Below are 18,672 nucleotides of genomic sequence, written 5' to 3' on the forward strand. Positions count from 1 at the left end.
ATATTCGCGAGATGAATACACTTACAATATACTTAAGTTAACGATTTGGATTATTTTTCTAAGTAATAAAAGTAGTATTGAAACTTTCGAAATATAAATCATTAGTTAAAAAGCATGAACAAATTCAATACGAAAGTTCAAGTAGATAACAAATAAAAAAGAAAGAGAGGGAAAGTATGTCGATAAAAGTCATTGATTATATACGGGATATTGAAGTTCAAATTGAATATATTAGGCGTGAATTTGCTGAGGAAATTCAGCTAATTGAGAATAAGCATCATAAAGAAGTAGAAGAACTACAACGTAGCTATCAATCCCAGTTGAAAGAGTATTCGCTTTTAAAGGAATCAGAACTGGAAAATCAGCTAGCCGCTGAACAACAAAACTTAGTGGTTAGTTTGGGCGAAAAGAAAGCGACGTTAAAGATGAAGTTCGTGCAACAGAAAGAAGAGCTTGTGAACACAATACTGAAGGAGGTTCTGAATCAATATGGGAATCGCCAAAATGAAGAAGCTGACACTGTTAGCTGAACAAAAGGAAAAAGATAGTGTATTAGTTGCCATGCAAGCGATGCATAATATAGAAGTAATTTCTCTAAAAGAGGCTTTTTCTGAAGGTGAAGAACCCGAATTGATTGCTTTACATTTTGAAGAGCGTAAAGAAACCGTTGGACAATTAACTCAAACATTACAAGATATTCGCTATGCGATTGCATACTTAGATCAGTTTGTACCAAGTGTTGGGATGTTCAAGAGCTTAAAAAAGAAACGTCCTATCTATTCTTTGGCTGATTTAGAAAGTCGTGTTAAAGAAATCGATTATAAAAAGCTACTTCATCGAGTTGATTATATGGAACAAACCTTAACTCGTTTAAACGAAAAATTGAAAGAACTTCAAAAAGAAGAAGCGTTTTTTAGACAATGGCAAAATTTAACATTTATGCCAAGTGATACGAAAGCTTTCAAGCATTTCGAGATCCTTGTAGGAACCGTTGAAACCGAGAAAGCACAAGTCTTTGAAGCGGCTGTAAATGACTTAGATACTGCGTATGCTGAGGACATTTATCAATCACGTGATACTTGGGGCTATCTTTTAGTTACACCGGTAGACGAACTTGAAGCTTGTCGTGAAATCCAGCAAATTTATGGATTTCAACCACTGAGTTATCAAGAGAAAGGTCTTCCTAAAGATGAGCTGCAAGCAAACTTATCAGAACAAAAACAAATCATCCATAAAATCACAGAAGAGAAAGAAAGTTTGAAGAAATACCATGAGACACGCGAACATCTGCACTTAGCAGAAGAATATTTTTATAATATGCGTGAACGTGAAAAAGCTAAAGAGCTGATGATTCATAGTGAATTCGTTTTTGTCATTAGCGGTTGGACGGAAGCAGATAAGCTACCAGGTCACATTGAGCATATCCAAGCTATGTGTGACAATCAGTCGATTGCTTTCTTTGAAACAGATGTACAAGAAGAAGAAATTGACGATGTGCCCACTGTTTTTGATAATCCTGAATTTGTTAAACCGTTCGAATCAATCACTGCTCAATTTGGAATGCCGAAGTATAATGGATTTGATCCAACTCCTTGGTATTATCCGTTCCATATCGCATTTTTCGGCATGATGAGTGCAGACTTGGGCTATGGCTTACTTTTATGGTTGGCTACTTGGTATGCTCTAAGAACGTTTGAGTTGTCGAAAGGGATGCGTTTATCTTTAAAAATGTTTAATCAACTCTCTTATGGGACGATGCTATTTGGTTTGATTTTTGGAAGTTTCCTCGGTTTTGACTTACCATTTAGACTATTGAACCTAACGGACAATGTTATTCTGGTTATGGGGATATCGGTTGCGTTGGGAATTATCCATATGATTTTAGGTTACGGCATTAAAATTTATTTAGCAATTAAGGTTAAAGATTATGTGTCAGCATATTTAGATGGTGCTCAGTGGGCGCTTATCTTGCTAGGTGTTGCGGTGATTGCAATAAACATGGTTTTCTTTAATATTGCTTGGTTAACGACCGCTGGTTTAGTATTAATACTCGGCAATATATTGGGAATGTTCATCGTCAAAATATTCTCTAACGAAAATAAGCTAGCTGGAGTTGGACAGGCAGCTTTTGGGATTATGGATGTAGCGAGTGTTATAGGCGATTTAGTGAGTTATACACGCCTAACGGCCCTAGCTGTAGCAGGTGCAAATATTGGAATGGCGTTTAACTTAATATTGAGTCTGCTACCACCAATTGCACGCTTTACTATCGGTGTCATTCTATTTGTTTTATTACATGCGTTAAATATTTTTATAACTTATTTAGGAGCTTACGTACATACAATGCGTTTACAATATGTTGAGTTCTTTGGTAAATTTTTCGAGAGTGATGGTAGACGCTTTAATCCACTAAAAACTTTAGAAAAATATATTTGGACAAAAAAATCATAAAATAATTATTTAAAATAATGGAGGAATAACATAATGTCATTTAATATTGAGTATCTTTTCGGGCCGGAAACAGGCATGTTCTTAGCAGGTTTGGGCGTTGCGATTGCAATTTTTCTTGCTGGTACAGGTTCCGCTCGTGCAGTAGGTATGGCCGGTGAGGCAGCAGCAGCATTAACAAGAGAGAAGCCTGAATTATTCGGACAAGCTTTAGTTCTACAATTACTACCAGCAACACAAGGTTTATATGGATTCGTTATCGGATTAATCATTCTTTTAAACATCGAATCAGGTATGGACGCTTCTCAAGGTTGGTATTTATTAGCAGCTAGTTTACCAGTTGCAATTACTGGCTTTACATCTGCACCTTCACAAGCAAAAGCATCAATTGCTGGTATGCAAATTTTAGCTCAACGTCCTGAGAATGTTACACAAGGGATTGTTTACTCAGCGATGGTTGAAACGTACGCAATTTTAGGATTTGTTGCTTCTTTATTAATGATTGTATTATAAGCGATTTTCCTTATAGATATAAACATATGATAAAGGAGGCATGAAATGGCTAATATTAACGAGTTAGTAGAACGAGTTGTGAGTAAAGAGACAAACTTGTTAGAAGAAAAAGTAGCGAATCGTCGAATTGAAACTCATAAAGCACTTGAAAAGAAAAAAAATGAGTATCGAGAAAAGCTGAACGTAGAAAAAGAGAAAATTGATTCGAAAATCAAAGAACGTTATCAAATTTCGCGCCAATCTCAGAACATTGCGCATCGCGATCAATTATTAACTGAAAAACAAAGCCTGTTACAGGAAGTGTTTGCTGCAGCTCAAACAGCGTTGGATCAAATTTCAACTGAAGAACTACAAGCATTCTTTCTAGATGTTGTACAACAATTTAAACATCAAGGTCAGTTAATGATTTTACTTGGAGAAGTATCACAAGAAAAAATTACACAAGCATGGTTAGACACGCTTAATATAGAGGGTGTTCAGTTACAGCTATCACCTAATATAATCACTCAAGAAGGTGGTTTTATTATTGAACGTGGAGGCATTCAATATAACTTCTTAAATGAAACGTTAATTCAAGATGCTAAAACTAAAATGACGGTTGAAATAGCACGTCTATTTAATCAGTAAGGGGGGATTAGATGTACGATAACGAATTTGGTTCACTGAACGTAACGATTCGTGTCCTAGAAAATGACCTTCTCAACCAGGCGATTTATGATCGAATGTTAGCAGCAGATTCGTTTAGAGATGCAGTAAGTATTTTGCGTGAAACGACTTACCGTGATAAGGTAGAAAAAGTTTTAGAAAATCATAATTATGACGATATGATTACCGAAGAATTAGTGGAAACATATCAAAAGTTATTTAGTATAACACCTGATCCTAAACTAGTCGAATTGGCAAGCTTGCGTTATACCTATCAGAATCTCAAAGTCATGATTAAAGAATGGATTGCCGAAACAAACTTTAGTGAAATGTATTTCGACATTGGACGTTTTGATTTAACGGAGCTACGTCAAGCTGTGCAATTAGGTAAATCAGAAGTATTATCTCAAGCTTATTTAAATACGATTAATGATGCGAAAACAGATTATAGTGAATTTAAAAATGTTCACCAAGTTGAAGTTTTAATTGACCGTCATTATTTTCAACATTTTAAACAGCTGGCTACAGAAATTGGTCATCCGTCTATAATTGAAATGATTGATATGCAAATTGACTTTAAGAATATTTCCACACTTATTAGAGCCAAATATCAGAATCGAACCAAAAACTTCTTGCGTTCAGTTCTATCTGATGCGGGATCTTTTGAAATTGAAAAACTCATTCAATTAGGTGTTGGGGATGCTCGCAACTTGATTCAATCATTGGCAGAAACTAAATATAAAGATGTTTTAAATGAATCGCTGATTACGGCGGGGATCGGTATTTCGTCAATAAAATTTGACTATTATACAGATAATGCTTTGATGCGTAAGATGCAAGATGCAAAATTACAAGCGTTTGGTCCGTTGCCAATGTTAGCTTACATTTACGCGAAAGAAACTGAAGTGCGTAATTTACGCTTGGTTTTATCTGCTAAAGAAAACCAAATTAATATAGAAGAAACTAAAGGAAGGATGCGAATGAACTATGTCTCATAAAATTGCTGTTGTTGGGGACAAAGATTCGGTTTTAGCCTTCAAAATGATTGGCTTTGAGGTGTTCTTTGCATCTGATGAGAATGAAGCGCGACGTGTTGTTGACGGCTTAGCACGAGAAGAGTACGGCATTATCTTCTTGACAGAACAATTAGGCGCACAAATACCAGAAACTCTCGAACGCTATGATGAACTTGTGACACCGGCTGTCATTTTGATTCCTAATCATACAGGAACGAATAATTTCGGCAAAGAACGATTTGCGGGAAATGTAGAACGAGCAGTTGGTATTAAGATAATGTAGGAGGTAAACGATTGAAAAATGGAACAATAATAAGTGTGGCTGGACCGCTTGTCGTTGCTAAAGGGATGGAAGACGCGGCTGTTCGTGATATTTGTCGTGTTGGCGATCTTGGCTTAATCGGAGAAATTATTCAAATTCGAGGCGATGAAGCCAGCCTCCAAGTATATGAAGAGACGTCAATGGTAGGACCAGGCGAACCGGTAGTGATTACGGGAGAACCTTTATCAGTAGAATTAGGACCAGGTATGGTCGCGAATATGTTTGATGGCATACAACGTCCATTAGATAGCTTCTTGGAAAAAACAGGCGGTAATTATCTAGAACGAGGTGTTGTAGTAGAACCATTAGATCGCGAAAAAGAGTGGGAATTTACGGCCGTAGCTCAAATTGGTGATACAGTTGAAGCAGGCGATATCATTGGGACTGTTCAAGAAACACCCGTTATTGAACATCGTATAATGGTAGCGCCGGGCGTTAAGGGCGTTATAAAACATATTGCCAGTGGAGTATATAAAGTGACGGATACGTTATATACGTTGGAAACTGCTAGTGGGGAGCAAAACTTTGATATGATTCAACGTTGGCCGGTACGAAAAGGGCGTCCTTATAAACGTAAACTAGGGACCGAAGAAGTCTTGTTAACGGGTCAGCGTGTCATTGATACGATGTTTCCGGTTGCTAAAGGCGGAACGGCATCGGTACCTGGACCGTTTGGAGCGGGGAAAACAGTAGTTCAACACCAAATTGCTAAGTGGGCCAACGTTGACTTAGTGGTATATGTAGGATGTGGTGAACGCGGTAATGAAATGACGGAAGTTATTGATGAATTTCCTCAATTGATTGATCCGAATACAGGGAAATCAATTATGGATCGTACAATTTTAATTGCGAATACATCAAATATGCCAGTTGCAGCTCGTGAAGCGTCAATTTATACGGGGATAGCGATTGCGGAATATTTCCGTGACATGGGTTACTCTGTTGCGATTATGGCAGATTCTACATCTCGTTGGGCAGAAGCTTTACGTGAAATCTCTGGTCGATTAGAAGAAATGCCAGGGGACGAGGGATATCCTGCTTATTTAGGAAGCCGTTTGGCTGACTACTATGAGCGTGCTGGTCGTGTCATTACTTTAGGTAATGATGGTGAGGAGCGTGAAGGCTCAGTCACAGCGATTGGTGCAGTATCACCTCCAGGGGGCGATACCTCTGAACCAGTGACACAGAATACGTTAAGTGTTGTTAAAGTTTTCTGGGGCTTGGATAGTGCTTTGTCTCAACGTCGTCATTTCCCAGCGATTAATTGGTTAAATTCTTATTCCTTAGATTCAGAGTCATTGAACAATTATGTTGGACAGCAGCTGAATGTTGATTGGGAACAAATGGTCAATCATACTAGAAATCTTTTACAACAAGAAGCTGAGTTACAAGAAATCGTTCGTTTAGTTGGGGTAGAATCGTTACCTGAAACTGATCGATTAACACTGTTGATTAGCAGTATGATTCGTGAAAGTTACTTACAGCAGAATGCATATGATGATGTTGATACCTATACGTCACTTAAGAAACAGTACGATATGTTAGATATCATTCTATCATTCGAAGCAAAAGCATTGGATGCTTTGAATCTTGGTGCGTATTTTGACGATATTGTTAAAGATACTGCAGTTTTACGCGAGAAGATTGGTCGAATGAAATACATTCCAGAAGATAAGCCAGAAGCGTTTGATGAGATTCGTCAAGAGACTGAAAAATCAATACAACATGTTTTAGAAAAGGAGGTCTATAAATAATGCGTAAAGAATATACAACAGTGACAGAAATTGTAGATCCTCTGATGACCGTTACGGGTGTTGAAGGTGTGAAGTTTGATGAATTGGTGGATATTGAATTACAAACTGGCGAACATCGCCGTGGTCAAGTACTAGAAGTGACGGGTGATACCGCAGTGGTCCAATTGTTTGAAGGATCTAGCGGAATTGTTACGCGTGACACAAAGGCTCGCTTTGTCGGGCATCCATTAACTTTAGATGTGTCTGAGGATATGATTGGTCGTCGTTTTGATGGGATGGGACGTGTTAATGATGGCGGGCCTGACTTGATTCCTGAAGCTTCATTAGATATCAACGGTAAAGCCATTAATCCGATTGCCCGAGAGTATCCAGATGAGTTTATTCAAACAGGTATTTCATCCATTGACCATTTGAATACGTTAGTGCGTGGACAAAAATTGCCAGTATTCTCAAGTTCAGGTTTACCTCATCAACAATTGGCAGCGCAAATTGCGCGTCAGGCAGCGGTGCTAAATTCTGATGATAATTTCGCGGTAGTTTTTGCGGCGATTGGGATCACTTTTGATGATGCGCAATACTTTATTAAAGACTTTACAGAAACAGGAGCTATTGATCGCTCGGTTGTGTTTATTAACTTAGCGAATGATCCTGCAATTGAGCGTATTGCGACACCGAAGATTGCTTTAACAGCAGCGGAATATTTAGCCTTTGAGAAAGGTATGCATGTTTTGGTTATTATGACGGATATGACTAATTATGCGAACGCCTTACGTGAAGTGTCAGCTGCGCGTCGTGAAATTCCAGGCCGTCGTGGTTATCCAGGTTATTTATATACTAACTTATCAACCATTTATGAACGTGCTGGACGTATGCGTGGCATCAAAGGTTCAATTACGCAAATTCCAATTCTAACAATGCCGGAAGATGATATTACGCATCCAATTCCTGACTTAACAGGTTATATTACAGAGGGGCAGATTCTCTTATCGCGTGAATTGCATAATCAAGGCGTGCAACCACCGATTGATGTTATGCCATCATTATCTCGTTTAAAAGATAATGGAATTGGTGAAGGTAAGACACGTGAAGACCATGCTGCGACAATGAACCAAATGTTCTATGCTTATGCCCAAGGAAAAGAAGCCAAGGAATTGTCAGCGGTGTTAGGGGATGCTGCCTTAACTGAAATTGATAAACTTTACTTAGAGTTTACGACCCAATTTGAAAAGCGATATGTGAATCAAGGCTTTAGAACTAACCGCTCAATTAATGAAACGATAGAGTTAGGTTGGGAGTTACTTAAAATTTTACCAAGAACGGAGTTAACTCGTATTCGTACAGAAATGCTTGATAAATACTATCCTGAATCGGGTGATGCTTAATGGCTATTCTGAATGTTAAACCAACTCGTATGGAGTTAGCGCGTTTGAAAGAACGTTTGAAGCTTTCGACACGCGGTCATAAGCTATTGAAAGATAAGCAAGATGGTTTAATGAAGGAGTTTGTTTTGAAAGTGAAGCAAACGAATGCTTTAAGAGATGAAGTGATTGGGCAATTGGGGCATGCGATGCAGCAATTTTCAATTGCGAAGTCACTCGTCGATGAGAAGTTTATTGAGGAAATTATGGCGATTCCTGCTCAAAGTGTCTCGTTAGATATCGACCGCAAGAATATATTAAGTGTGCGTGTACCTAAGATGCATTTCAATTACAATGAAGCCTCTCAGGGGAAAGTCGAACTTGCTTATGGTTACCTTAATTCTAATGCAGAATTAGATATTGCGTTTGAAGAGCTGATAGAAATAATGCCAAAGTTGTTAGAATTTGCAGAATTAGAGAAAACTTGTCAACTAATGGCAGTTGAAATTGAGCGCACGCGCCGTCGAGTGAATGCGTTAGAATATCGAACAATTCCTGATTTACAAGAAACCATCTACTTTATCCGAATGAAACTTGAGGAAAGTGCGCGAGCAACGACTTCTCGTTTGATGAAAATTAAAGATATGGGTTAATCTTAGATATAAAAATCCCATCGCAATTCATTTAGAAAGTGCGATGGGATTTTTCGATGTCTTTAGGCTGATCTATCGTGTTAAACTAAAGATTACCAACTTGCTTTATGAACACCTGGAATTTGACCAAGGTGGGCAAGGCGTCTAAAATTAACACGCGATAAACCAAATTTACGTAGGTAGCCACGGGGACGACCATCAACTTGATCGCGGTGACGCAATCGATTTGGGTTAGAATCTAAGGGTAATTTTCTAAGTGCTTCGTAGTTACCTTGAGCTTTTAGTTCAGCGCGCAATTCGGCATATTGTTCAACGAGGGCTGCTTGTCGTTCGTATTTTGCAATTTTTGATTTTTTTGCCATGTGTGAATCCTTTCAGGTTAATGTATATAAGTTAAACGTGCATGTGAGACATAATCATTATAGTATTCGTTTGAATGATAGTCAAGTGATTGTTTGAAGGAGGTAGTAATCAATGAGAGAAAATAATTGGAAACAAAAGGTAGCGCAGATGGAGAATTACTTGCCGTACCAGGGGAAGAAGTATATCGCACCAAGTAAAGCCGGTGAGCAGGCCGTCGAAATGGAAGAGTTTAAATTAGCAGGGCAGGAAGCTCGGAAAGCATTCCAGACCTTGGTAGCGAGTTTATTGGGTGTCACCAATGATTTTCGTGCAGATCGCGTCAGTGCATGGATGAATCAAGCGCAAGTAGGTCGGCCACATTTCTGGTGTTATTTCTTTTTAGAAGGAGGGACACGCTTGGATTCTACATTTGCTGTGCGATTGAAAACAATTGAGGGACGGCTAGGAATTTCTTGTGAATTGAGCTTTATAGAGCGTGGCAGTACACCCGAAACTTTAGCGCGCCAGAATCGTGTATTAGAGGTGCTGCTGGATGAAAGTTTGGACTTAGATGGCGTTTATTATTGGGCTCAAATCGCTGGAGAAAGTTATTTTTATAATGCGGATGAAAGATCACGCCAAACATTAAAAGAATTAGTTGAAGTTGAGAATGTCCGTAAAGTTCTGATGAAATATGATATTCCAACTCTAGCAGATTTTGTTTCGGTTGAAGAAGTGTGCGCAGAAATTCAAAAGGGTTTTGATAAATTAATTCCGTTTTTTGAAGTAACGCGTTAAGACATTAGAAATTTTAGAAGTGATATAAGGAATTATAAGTTTTATGTTGATTTGCCAATCTTTGTATTTCGCTCAGCTTATTGTTTTTCCAAGGTGGTGGTCGTTTTCCAACTCAAGCGCTTCTAATAGTAGCGAGTGATTGCCCTATTTACTAGTAGGCCCCATAGTTATCTAAGTTTGGTAGTTCAACTAAAAGTCACTAACTGCTTCCAATGTGTCGACTGGTGAATTGAGTTGGCGCATTAACCTACCCAATGTGTCAACTCAGAATTTGAGTTGACGCATTAGAAAAAAATATTGGAAGTATTGGCGGTTTTTAGCTGGAAATTAAGGAGTTTGTTTGGCAAAAGTATAAATATGAGCAGGAATTTCACTCAAAAAGTCATTAATTGCTTCCAATGTGTCGACTGGCGAATTGAGTTGGCACATTAACTTAGCCAATGTGTCGACTCAGAATTTGAGTTAGCACATTAGAATACATCGAAGTCAATATGATGATAAAATTTTCAAATAAAATGATAGTCCTAGCGATATGTGTTCAATTCAATTTAGTAAAGCCAACCGAATATTGTCCGAGACCATCTAAAGGGCGACTTGTTTTGTAAAAAAGAAGTCACACTAATTTCAAGAACCCTAATGTGTTTCATTAATCTTATCACAGTGCAGTATCAGGTGAGTTTATCCAATTTCTTGAAAGCTTAATCAACTAGCTTTTTTTCTTGCAGCTTTCAGCGACAAACGATACACAACTACTAAAACTATCGTCATGTAAATTTAACAGATTAAGAGAGAATTCATCCACGACTATATTCAATCAGCACAAACAAGCCCCGCTCGTTTATTAATAAGCGAGCGGGGTCGTGATGAGTATTTTGCCTAAGGATTGCGCTTAAATATTCTGCATAAATTTGTCGATGTTGACAATGGCACGTTTATGGTCGGCCTCTCCGATTAGTTTGTTATCGTCGAAAGCTCTAAGTTTAAAGGTCAGGATCTTTTTATGGCGTTCAACTAGTTCGGCTTGGACACGCACTTTACGGCCGATAGCGGTAGGCGCTAGGTGGCGTACGTTCAATTCAATGCCAACTGTCGTATCGCCAATTTCACACTCTGGTTCTGATGCGGTCAAGGCAACATTTTCCATGAAAGCAATCATAGAGGGTGTGCCAAAGACATTTAAGCCACCTGATCCAACTGCAGCAGCACTGTGTGCATCTAAAACCACAAATTCTTTTTCAACCAATTTTTCCACTCGCAACACTCCTATTATTTATTCAAATTCTTCATACTCGTCGGGGTCTTGGCCAGCAATACGGCCGGCTTCACCGCGATCAAGTGCATTAATTTTCTCCATATCTGCGACTTGTAATTCAAAGTCCAAGACATCTAAGTTAGCAAGTTGATGTTTGGCTGACGCGGCTTTTACAATGGGTTGAACGTTTTGTTGTAAATTCCATCGAATAACGATTTGTGAAGGCTCTTTATCATATTTCAGTGCTAATTCTTTAATGACTGGATCTTCAAGAACATTCAGCTTATCACGGCCAAAAGGACTCCAAGCTTGTGTGAGAATACCGAGTTCATTATTCGCACGCACTGTTTCTAGGTTGTTAAAGTAGGGGTGACGCTCAATCTGATTAATCGCAGGTGTCACACCCGTTTCAGCTATTATTCGATTCAAATGCTCGCGCGTAAAGTTCGAAACGCCAATCGAACGAATCAGACCAAACTTTTGGGCATCAATTAACGCTTGCCAAGCTTCTACATATAAATCACGCTTAGGCAAAGGCCAGTGAATCAAATAAATATCGAAATAATCTAACCCAGTACGGTAAAGAGACTCTTGAATCAATTTAATGGCCATGTCATATTGATGCGCTAACCCCGGTAATTTCGAAGTAACGAGAATCTCATGTCGACTAATTGGCGTGCGTCGAATCGCAGCCCCAACCATGCCTTCATTATGATAATTCGTTGACGTATCGATTAAACGGTAGCCTGTATCTAAAGCGGTTAGAATACTTTCTAGACCAGTTGCGCCTTGAATATGCACAGTTCCAAGCCCGATAACGGGTAGTTGCTTTCCATCATTTAAAGTAAAATAAGACATTCAATCACCCTTTTCTTGTTAGTGTGTTTATTATAACTCAAATAGTGTGAGAACACATTTGAAAGGGCTTTAAAATGTGTGGGGAATTTAGAGAAATACTTGCGCCTAAATGCTTGTTCAATAATTAAGCGTCCCATTCAACCTCGAAATAATCTTTATCTTCTTGGCGAAAGAGGGGATAATTGGTGCGATATAAACTCCCGTTAGCATCCTGTTCTAAATACATCACGAAATTATTAGGGTAAATCGATAACATCTTTGTAAACACATGACTTTGATCAATGATAATCGTCTGAATTTCTTGATCGCTCTCAAACCAATCCGTTTTTAAATGAAAATAAGCGCCCGGCGAAATAACCGTATCATAACGGCAAATCGTCAAAATTGACTGTACCACACGCAACATCCTTTCTATTCTTTAGGCCGATGTAAAAACTTCAGTAATTCTTGGAAACTCGCTTCATCCTCAATGACATGGAATTCCGTCTGACAACAACCAACGTAATGCTCATCCGTCATATCATCGTGAGCTAAACGGTCGTCGCTCAATTCAATATCGTCGACTTCAGTCCAGCCAATTCCGTTTTCTCTGTCCATCATCATCCTCCTAAACTGTCTTGACACCATAATTATATCAAAAACAGCTCGATTGTGAAACCACTAACAAAATACAATTTTAAGTATCTAGTGTAAATAGATGGGGAGTGGCTTTGATGAATTTTGATATTTTGTTAAAAACTTATGAGAAAGATTAAGGATCGTGTCTAGTAATCTTCAGATTGTGCGGTATAATGGAGGTATCAATGGATTAGGAGAGCATTATGGAAAGAGACTTTATAAAAGACTATCAGCGTATTGTCATTAAAATTGGGACCAACTCAATTATGCAATCGCAAAAGAAAGTCAATTATCAGAAAATCGATCGTTTAGCTTATGTATGTTCGAGCTTACAGCAGGCAGGTAAGGAAGTTATTTTAGTAACTTCAGGCGCAATTGGTGTTGGGGCCAGCACGTTAAACTATGATGTATACCCCAGTACGATTGCTGAGCAACAAGCATTAGCAGCGTTTGGGCAGAGTATTCTGATGGGGCATTATAGTCGCTTTTTCCAAAACTATAACCAACATGTTGGACAAATTTTACTGACTCGCGATGTAATTGATTTCCCCGAGTCACTGCATAATGTCCGCACAGCGCTAGATACGTTATTAGCGAAGAATATTATTCCAATTATTAATGAAAATGATGCAATTGCGGTGGATGAATTAGATCATCAAACAAAATTTGGTGACAACGATACCTTATCAGCTATTGTGGCACGTGTAGTCGATGCAGAGTTGCTGATTATTCTCAGTGATGTAGAAGGCCTATTCACCGATAACCCAATGCGTAATCCGGAGGCTGTGATGTTAGATCACGTGCCGGCTATTACAGAAGAAGTTGAAATTATGGCGAGTGGTAAGGGCTCAGAATTTTCTAAAGGCGGAATGTTAACGAAAATTCGTGCTGCTGAACATATGTTAGCGGCGGGCAAGGCAATGATTGTCACAAGTAGCGATGAACCAGCGAGGTTATTTAATATTCTGGCTGGGGAAAAAATTGGAACTTTATTTAAGGCCGAATAATATTGAATGTGATGACGATTGAAATTTAGAAAGGAAACGTGGGAAATGACTTATATTGAAGATTTAGGACGCCAAGCTAAGGCTGCAGCAAGAGTAGTTCGTTTATTATCAGCTCAGGCTAAAAATGATGCCTTAGAAGCAATCGCGGTGGCTTTATTAGAACAACAAACAGAAATCTTGGCAGCGAACGAGCGTGATTTAGAAAATGGCCGTCAAAATGGCTTGACGACTGCTCTATTAGAACGTTTAACGTTAACAGAAGCAAGAATTCAAGGCATGGTGGATGGCTTACGCCAAATTGCGGCTTTACCAGATCCGATTTTAAAAACCGATTCACAATGGGTCAATAAAGATGGTTTGAGAATAAGTCGTCGTCGTGTGCCGTTAGGAGTGGTTGGGATTATTTATGAGTCACGTCCTAACGTTACCGTAGATGCGTCAGCTTTATGTTTGAAAGCTGGTAATGCGGTGATTTTACGTGGCGGTAAAGAAGCCTTGGAGAGTAATCAGGCGATTGTAGCAGCGGTGCAAGCTGGCTTAGCGAAAAGTAAAGTACCTTCTACAGCGGTGCAATTGATTACCGATCCATCACGCGAATTAGCAACAGAATTTATGCAGTTAAATCAATATGTGGACTGTCTGGTACCAAGAGGTGGTGCTGGTTTGATTCAGGCTGTGCTTCGTCAAGCAACTGTGCCGGTTATTGAAACAGGTGTGGGTAACTGTCATCTGTATGTGCATGCTGAGGCTGATTTCGAACAAGCTTATAACATTTTATTAAATGGAAAATTACAGCGTCCATCCGTTTGTAATGCGTTAGAAAACTTACTGATTGATGCGGAATTTGCAGAGAAGTTCTTACCGGAAGCGACTGCTGCCTTGATTGATGCTGGGGTAGAAATACTTGGCGATGAAAAGGTTGTGGAATTGGTACCACAAGCAACATTGGCAACTGACGAAGATTATGCGACAGAATTTCTAGACTACCGTATCGCTGTCAAAATAGTTGACAACTACGATGAGGCGGTCGCACACATCGAGCGTTTCTCAACTGGACACTCAGATGCGATTGTGACCAAAGACTATTCAACTGCTCAGCATTTCTTGAATGATATTGATTCAGCTTGTGTCTATGTCAATGCTTCAACCCGCTTTTCTGACGGTGAGGTATTCGGTTTTGGTGGAGAATTAGGAATCAGCACGCAAAAATTACACGCGCGTGGACCAATGGGACTAGAAGCTTTAACAAGTTACAAATATGTCATTGAAGGCGACGGACAAGTCAGAGCTTAAATTTAATATACAACTATTTGAGACACTACCTAATTTGGGTGGTGTCTCTTGCTTTGTGTAAACACTAATTGGTGAGGGGATTGAGATTTTAATTGGGAGAAAATCAGTGGAGCATAAAAAATGTTGGGTGGAGATAGGGCTAGATTTTTCTTTAAAGAATGTAAAACGCATGTTGTGTAACCTTGGATTAAAAGCAACTCGGAAGATCAAAGGTGTCTCTTGCTACGCGTCGCGACGATTAATGTAAAGGCGGATGGTGATCGAGATTGTTTGTCCGTGGTTACTTTACTGACGTGTTTGAACTAAATTAAATATTTAGTTCAAGCAGAATGGTATGCAGTCTATAACTTTGAATAATGCGTCTTATTAAAGATATTTCTAGCTAATGAAAGCCTTTTAAATCAACGGGTTTCAACGAATTTTAATCATTAAGCCAATAAATACATGTTGCAATTGAATAATGCGCACTATATAATAGCTTTAATGATTCAATGATACGCACTATAAAGGAGCGGCGAAATGACCAAATATGTTTATAATTTTGATGAAGGTAACGCAAGTATGCGAGCCCTATTGGGCGGCAAAGGTGCTAACTTAGCTGAAATGACAAGCATGGGCTTACCGGTACCAAGTGGTTTTACTATTTCGACAGAAGCATGTATGGAATACTTGGCAACGGAAAAACAATTGTCAGATGATATGATGCAGCAAATTGAACGTAATTTAGATGAGCTACAAGTGAGAACCGGTAAGTCATTTTCGGATGATGCCAATCTCTTATTAGTGTCGGTTCGAAGTGGAGCCGCTCAATCAATGCCAGGTATGATGGATACCATCCTAAACTTAGGCTTGAATGATGTGAATGTTGAAAGATTTGCGAAATTAACCAATAACCCAGCATTTGCTTATGACTGTTATCGTCGTTTGTTACAAATGTTCGGGAATGTTGTTTATGAAATTAGTGGAAGTTACTTTGAACGTCATCTGGCGAAATACAAAGAAACTCATAATATTAAAACAGACCAAGATTTGCAGGTTGATGATTTGAAACAAGTCATTGAAAAGTATAAAGAAATTTATCAGCAAGTCGCGGGGAAAGTGTTCCCACAAGATCCTAAGCAACAATTATTGGAGGCGATCGAAGCCGTATTTTCTTCTTGGAATAATGAGCGAGCTTTCGTCTATCGTAATCTAAATGACATTCCGCACCATGGTGGAACAGCGGTGAATGTGCAGGAGATGGTCTTTGGAAACAGTGGTAATCAATCAGGAACAGGTGTAGCGTTTACGCGTAACCCAGCGACTGGTGAGAACATTCTATTCGGAGAATATTTATTGAATGCTCAAGGTGAAGACGTGGTAGCAGGTATTCGTACCCCTCAAACAATCGCTAGCCTTGAAGCAGCGATGCCAGACGTCTATGCGGAATTTATTCGTGTAGCAAATTTATTAGAGAATCATTATGGTGATATGCAAGACATTGAATTTACCATTGAAAATGGAAAACTTTTCCTACTTCAAACACGTAATGGGAAACGCACTACTAAAGCAGCTTTCCAAATTGCGGTTGATTTAGTAAAAGAAGGCAAAATAAGCAAAGAAGACGCGGTGCTAAAAATCGATACGAAATCGATTGATCAATTATTACATCCAAGTTTTCAGGTAGAAGCCTTAAAAGAAGCTGAACTTATCACAGAGGTAGGCTTACCAGCGAGTCCTGGAGCAGCTACTGGTCGTATTTACTTTGATGCAGCGGCTGCAGCTCGAGCGGTTGAGGCGGGTGAGAAGGTCATTCTAGTTCGTCAAGAAACTTCGCCAGAAGATATTACTGGAATGAGCATTAGTGAAGCGATTGTCACGAGTCGTGGTGGTATGACGTCGCATGCGGCAGTTGTGGCACGTGGTATGGGAGTATGTTGTGTGGTTGGATGTGAACAATTAAGTATTGATGAACACCAAAAACTTGTGACTTACCCCGGAGGCGAGCTTACAGAAGGAACCCTAATTTCTGTTGATGGTACTAACGGTGCCATCTATCTAGGTAAAATCGAAACTGTCCCATCTGAAGCAGAGGAAGCCTTCCAAACTATCATGCAATGGTCGCGTGAAATATCTGATTTAAAGATTCGCATGAATGCTGAAACTGTAGCGGATATTGAAACAGGCTTGTCTTTCGAAGCAGCTGGAATTGGTTTAGTTAGAACGGAGCACATGTTCTTTAAAGAAGAACGATTACGTGAAATGCGTCGCTTTATCATTACCAACCGTAAGACCGAACAAGACCGTGCGCTAAGTCAAATACTCAATTATCAAATTGATGATTTTGTTGAGATTTTCTCACTCACTCAAGATAAGCCGGTAGTAGTTCGCTTGTTAGATCCACCATTACATGAATTTTTACCTCATCAACATAATGAGCAAGAAATGACAAAAGTTGCTGAACAATTAGGCATCTCAAGTAATTACTTAGCTCAAAGGGTAATGGATTTAACAGAAGTCAATCCTATGTTAGGTCATCGTGGTGTGCGTTTAGCAGTGACATATCCTAAGTTGTATCTGATGCAAGCTGAAGCAATTATTCGAGCAGCTGCACAGGTAAATGCAACAGGAGCGACAGTTAAACCAGAAATCATGATTCCGTTAGTGGGAATGACTGAAGAATTGAGCTTATTAAAAACTCAAATCGAAGAACATCTAAAGAGCTTACTTGAAGAGTTAGACACGCAAGTGGCTTATACAATTGGAACGATGATTGAATTACCAAGGGCTTGCCTAATTGCAGACCAACTTGTTGACTATGCAGATTTCTTTAGCTTTGGAACGAACGACTTGACTCAAATGACCTTTGGCTTCTCGCGTGATGATGCAGCTAAATTTATTAATCAATACATTGGTGACGGCCTAATGCCAATCGACCCATTCCAGACACTCGATGTGGAAGGAGTAGGGAGTTTAGTACAAACTGCCACCAACTTAGCGCGTCAGAAACAAGCAGACTTCAAACTTGGTGTTTGTGGTGAGTTAGGAGGTGATCCGAAATCAATTGAATTTTTCCATCAAATTGGCTTGGATTATGTTTCGTGTTCACCTTATAGAATTCCAATTGCGCAAATTGCAGCCGCACAAAGTGCGATAAAATATGCTACAATAAAAGAAAAACTCGAGGTTTAAACAATGAAACTAACAGAGCGACAACAACAAATAATTGAAATAGTAAAAGAGAATGAGCCGATTAGTGGAGATAATATTGCCCATAGTTTAGGTTTGACCAAATCAACTTTAAGAAGTGATTTGGCAGTTTTGACCATGACAGGTATATTAGATGCACGCCCCAAAGTTGGTTACATTTATTCAGGATTAGGTTTTAAACCATTGGTCCAAGACCGTTTGTCCCAAATGACTGTTCAGGATATTATGTTACCGCCTGTTAGTGTTGATCAAGAGACAACTGTCCAAGATGCCATTACATCTTTGTTTATGTATGATATTGGTACATTGTATATTGTCGATGAAGCTAAAAATTTAATCGGAGTGGTGTCACGTAAAGATTTACTGCGTAGCGTATCAATGGGCAACATGCAGACTTCCCCCGTCGCTGTTGTCATGACGCGCATGCCGAATATCTTTGTCGCTTATCCAGAAATGCCAGTGGTTCAAGCCGCTAAAAGTATTTCGAGACACCAAGTGGATTCTTTGCCGGTCATGAAAGAACAAGGTTCTAGACAGATTATCGGTAAAGTATCGAAAACAGCATTGGTCAATTTATTAATTGACCTGACAGATGAGGAGTAAGAA

Annotated in this window: 19 protein-coding genes; 14 read left to right on the top strand and 5 right to left on the bottom strand. The window is 39.1% G+C overall.

The genetic code is table 11. From position 1 onward, the window contains the following. Positions 1 to 176 precede the first annotated feature (176 nt). The 9 genes from GF867_RS01360 to GF867_RS01400 are packed head-to-tail and all read left to right on the top strand — an operon-like array spanning position 177 to position 8,709. Positions 177 to 530, top strand: coding sequence for a hypothetical protein (locus tag GF867_RS01360; protein ID WP_153831324.1), 354 nt, complete (start codon positions 177 to 179; stop codon positions 528 to 530). Next, positions 490 to 2,451, top strand: coding sequence for a V-type ATP synthase subunit I (locus GF867_RS01365; RefSeq protein WP_153831325.1), 1,962 nt, complete (start codon positions 490 to 492; stop codon positions 2,449 to 2,451). Before GF867_RS01360 ends, GF867_RS01365 begins: the two co-directional genes overlap by 41 nt. 33 nt (positions 2,452 to 2,484) lie before the next feature. After that, a complete protein-coding gene (locus GF867_RS01370) occupies positions 2,485 to 2,961 on the top strand; it encodes a V-type ATP synthase subunit K (RefSeq protein WP_153831326.1) in 477 nt (158 codons plus the stop codon). Between the two features lie 45 nt (positions 2,962 to 3,006). Continuing rightward, the gene (locus GF867_RS01375) at positions 3,007 to 3,588 is read left to right on the top strand and encodes a hypothetical protein (RefSeq protein WP_153831327.1); all 582 of its coding nucleotides are present in this window, start codon (positions 3,007 to 3,009) and stop codon (positions 3,586 to 3,588) included. 11 nt (positions 3,589 to 3,599) lie between these two features. Further along, a complete protein-coding gene (locus GF867_RS01380) occupies positions 3,600 to 4,604 on the top strand; it encodes a V-type ATPase subunit (protein ID WP_153831328.1) in 1,005 nt (334 codons plus the stop codon). Then, positions 4,594 to 4,905 (top strand): V-type ATP synthase subunit F, encoded by a 312-nt coding sequence (locus GF867_RS01385; protein WP_153831329.1) that lies wholly within the window; start codon positions 4,594 to 4,596, stop codon positions 4,903 to 4,905. Before GF867_RS01380 ends, GF867_RS01385 begins: the two co-directional genes overlap by 11 nt. A gap of 11 nt (positions 4,906 to 4,916) precedes the next feature. Further along, positions 4,917 to 6,698 carry a V-type ATP synthase subunit A gene (locus GF867_RS01390; protein WP_153831330.1) on the top strand — a complete coding sequence of 594 codons (1,782 nt, stop codon included), beginning with the start codon at positions 4,917 to 4,919 and terminating at the stop codon, positions 6,696 to 6,698. Continuing rightward, positions 6,698 to 8,080, top strand: coding sequence for a V-type ATP synthase subunit B (locus tag GF867_RS01395; protein WP_153831331.1), 1,383 nt, complete (start codon positions 6,698 to 6,700; stop codon positions 8,078 to 8,080). Before GF867_RS01390 ends, GF867_RS01395 begins: the two co-directional genes overlap by 1 nt. Further along, positions 8,080 to 8,709, top strand: a complete 630-nt coding sequence (locus tag GF867_RS01400; RefSeq protein WP_153831332.1) for a V-type ATP synthase subunit D — start codon at positions 8,080 to 8,082, stop codon at positions 8,707 to 8,709. The genes GF867_RS01395 and GF867_RS01400 overlap by 1 nt, the downstream gene beginning before the upstream one ends. A gap of 92 nt (positions 8,710 to 8,801) precedes the next feature. Here the strand turns inward: GF867_RS01400 and rpsN are convergent, their stop codons facing one another. Continuing rightward, positions 8,802 to 9,071, bottom strand: coding sequence for a 30S ribosomal protein S14 (gene rpsN / locus GF867_RS01405; protein WP_153831333.1), 270 nt, complete (start codon positions 9,069 to 9,071; stop codon positions 8,802 to 8,804). Positions 9,072 to 9,183: 112 nt separating this feature from the next. On the opposite strand from rpsN, the gene GF867_RS01410 reads away from it, so the two are divergent. Then, positions 9,184 to 9,849 carry a ribonuclease P gene (locus tag GF867_RS01410; protein WP_153831334.1) on the top strand — a complete coding sequence of 222 codons (666 nt, stop codon included), beginning with the start codon at positions 9,184 to 9,186 and terminating at the stop codon, positions 9,847 to 9,849. A gap of 889 nt (positions 9,850 to 10,738) precedes the next feature. Here GF867_RS01410 and GF867_RS01415 read toward each other — a convergent pair. The 4 genes from GF867_RS01415 to GF867_RS01430 form a co-directional block, all read right to left on the bottom strand. Beyond that, positions 10,739 to 11,101 (bottom strand): thioesterase family protein, encoded by a 363-nt coding sequence (locus tag GF867_RS01415; RefSeq protein WP_153831335.1) that lies wholly within the window; start codon positions 11,099 to 11,101, stop codon positions 10,739 to 10,741. 18 nt (positions 11,102 to 11,119) lie between these two features. Continuing rightward, on the bottom strand, positions 11,120 to 11,959 hold the full coding sequence (locus GF867_RS01420; RefSeq protein WP_153831336.1) for an aldo/keto reductase: 840 nt from the start codon (positions 11,957 to 11,959) through the stop codon (positions 11,120 to 11,122). Positions 11,960 to 12,083: 124 nt separating this feature from the next. Next, positions 12,084 to 12,356 carry a hypothetical protein gene (locus GF867_RS01425; protein WP_153831337.1) on the bottom strand — a complete coding sequence of 91 codons (273 nt, stop codon included), beginning with the start codon at positions 12,354 to 12,356 and terminating at the stop codon, positions 12,084 to 12,086. A 14-nt stretch (positions 12,357 to 12,370) separates the two neighbouring features. Next, positions 12,371 to 12,556 (bottom strand): hypothetical protein, encoded by a 186-nt coding sequence (locus GF867_RS01430; protein WP_153831338.1) that lies wholly within the window; start codon positions 12,554 to 12,556, stop codon positions 12,371 to 12,373. Positions 12,557 to 12,780: 224 nt separating this feature from the next. Here GF867_RS01430 and proB point away from each other — a divergent pair, with 224 nt between their 5' ends. The 4 genes from proB to GF867_RS01450 all read left to right on the top strand — a co-directional run bounded on the left by proB (position 12,781) and on the right by GF867_RS01450 (position 18,669). Continuing rightward, positions 12,781 to 13,584 (top strand): glutamate 5-kinase, encoded by an 804-nt coding sequence (gene proB / locus GF867_RS01435; protein ID WP_153831339.1) that lies wholly within the window; start codon positions 12,781 to 12,783, stop codon positions 13,582 to 13,584. Between the two features lie 45 nt (positions 13,585 to 13,629). Further along, a complete protein-coding gene (locus tag GF867_RS01440; protein WP_153831340.1) occupies positions 13,630 to 14,877 on the top strand; it encodes a glutamate-5-semialdehyde dehydrogenase in 1,248 nt (415 codons plus the stop codon). Between the two features lie 519 nt (positions 14,878 to 15,396). Then, positions 15,397 to 18,048: a pyruvate, phosphate dikinase gene (gene ppdK, locus GF867_RS01445; protein ID WP_153831341.1), complete on the top strand. Its 2,652-nt coding sequence runs from the start codon at positions 15,397 to 15,399 to the stop codon at positions 18,046 to 18,048. 3 nt (positions 18,049 to 18,051) lie between these two features. Further along, positions 18,052 to 18,669, top strand: coding sequence for a CBS domain-containing protein (locus GF867_RS01450; RefSeq protein ID WP_153831342.1), 618 nt, complete (start codon positions 18,052 to 18,054; stop codon positions 18,667 to 18,669). Positions 18,670 to 18,672: the final 3 nt, after the last annotated feature.

It is taken from the genome of Fundicoccus ignavus, from assembly GCF_009659375.1.
GTDB lineage: Bacteria > Bacillota > Bacilli > Lactobacillales > Aerococcaceae > Fundicoccus > Fundicoccus ignavus.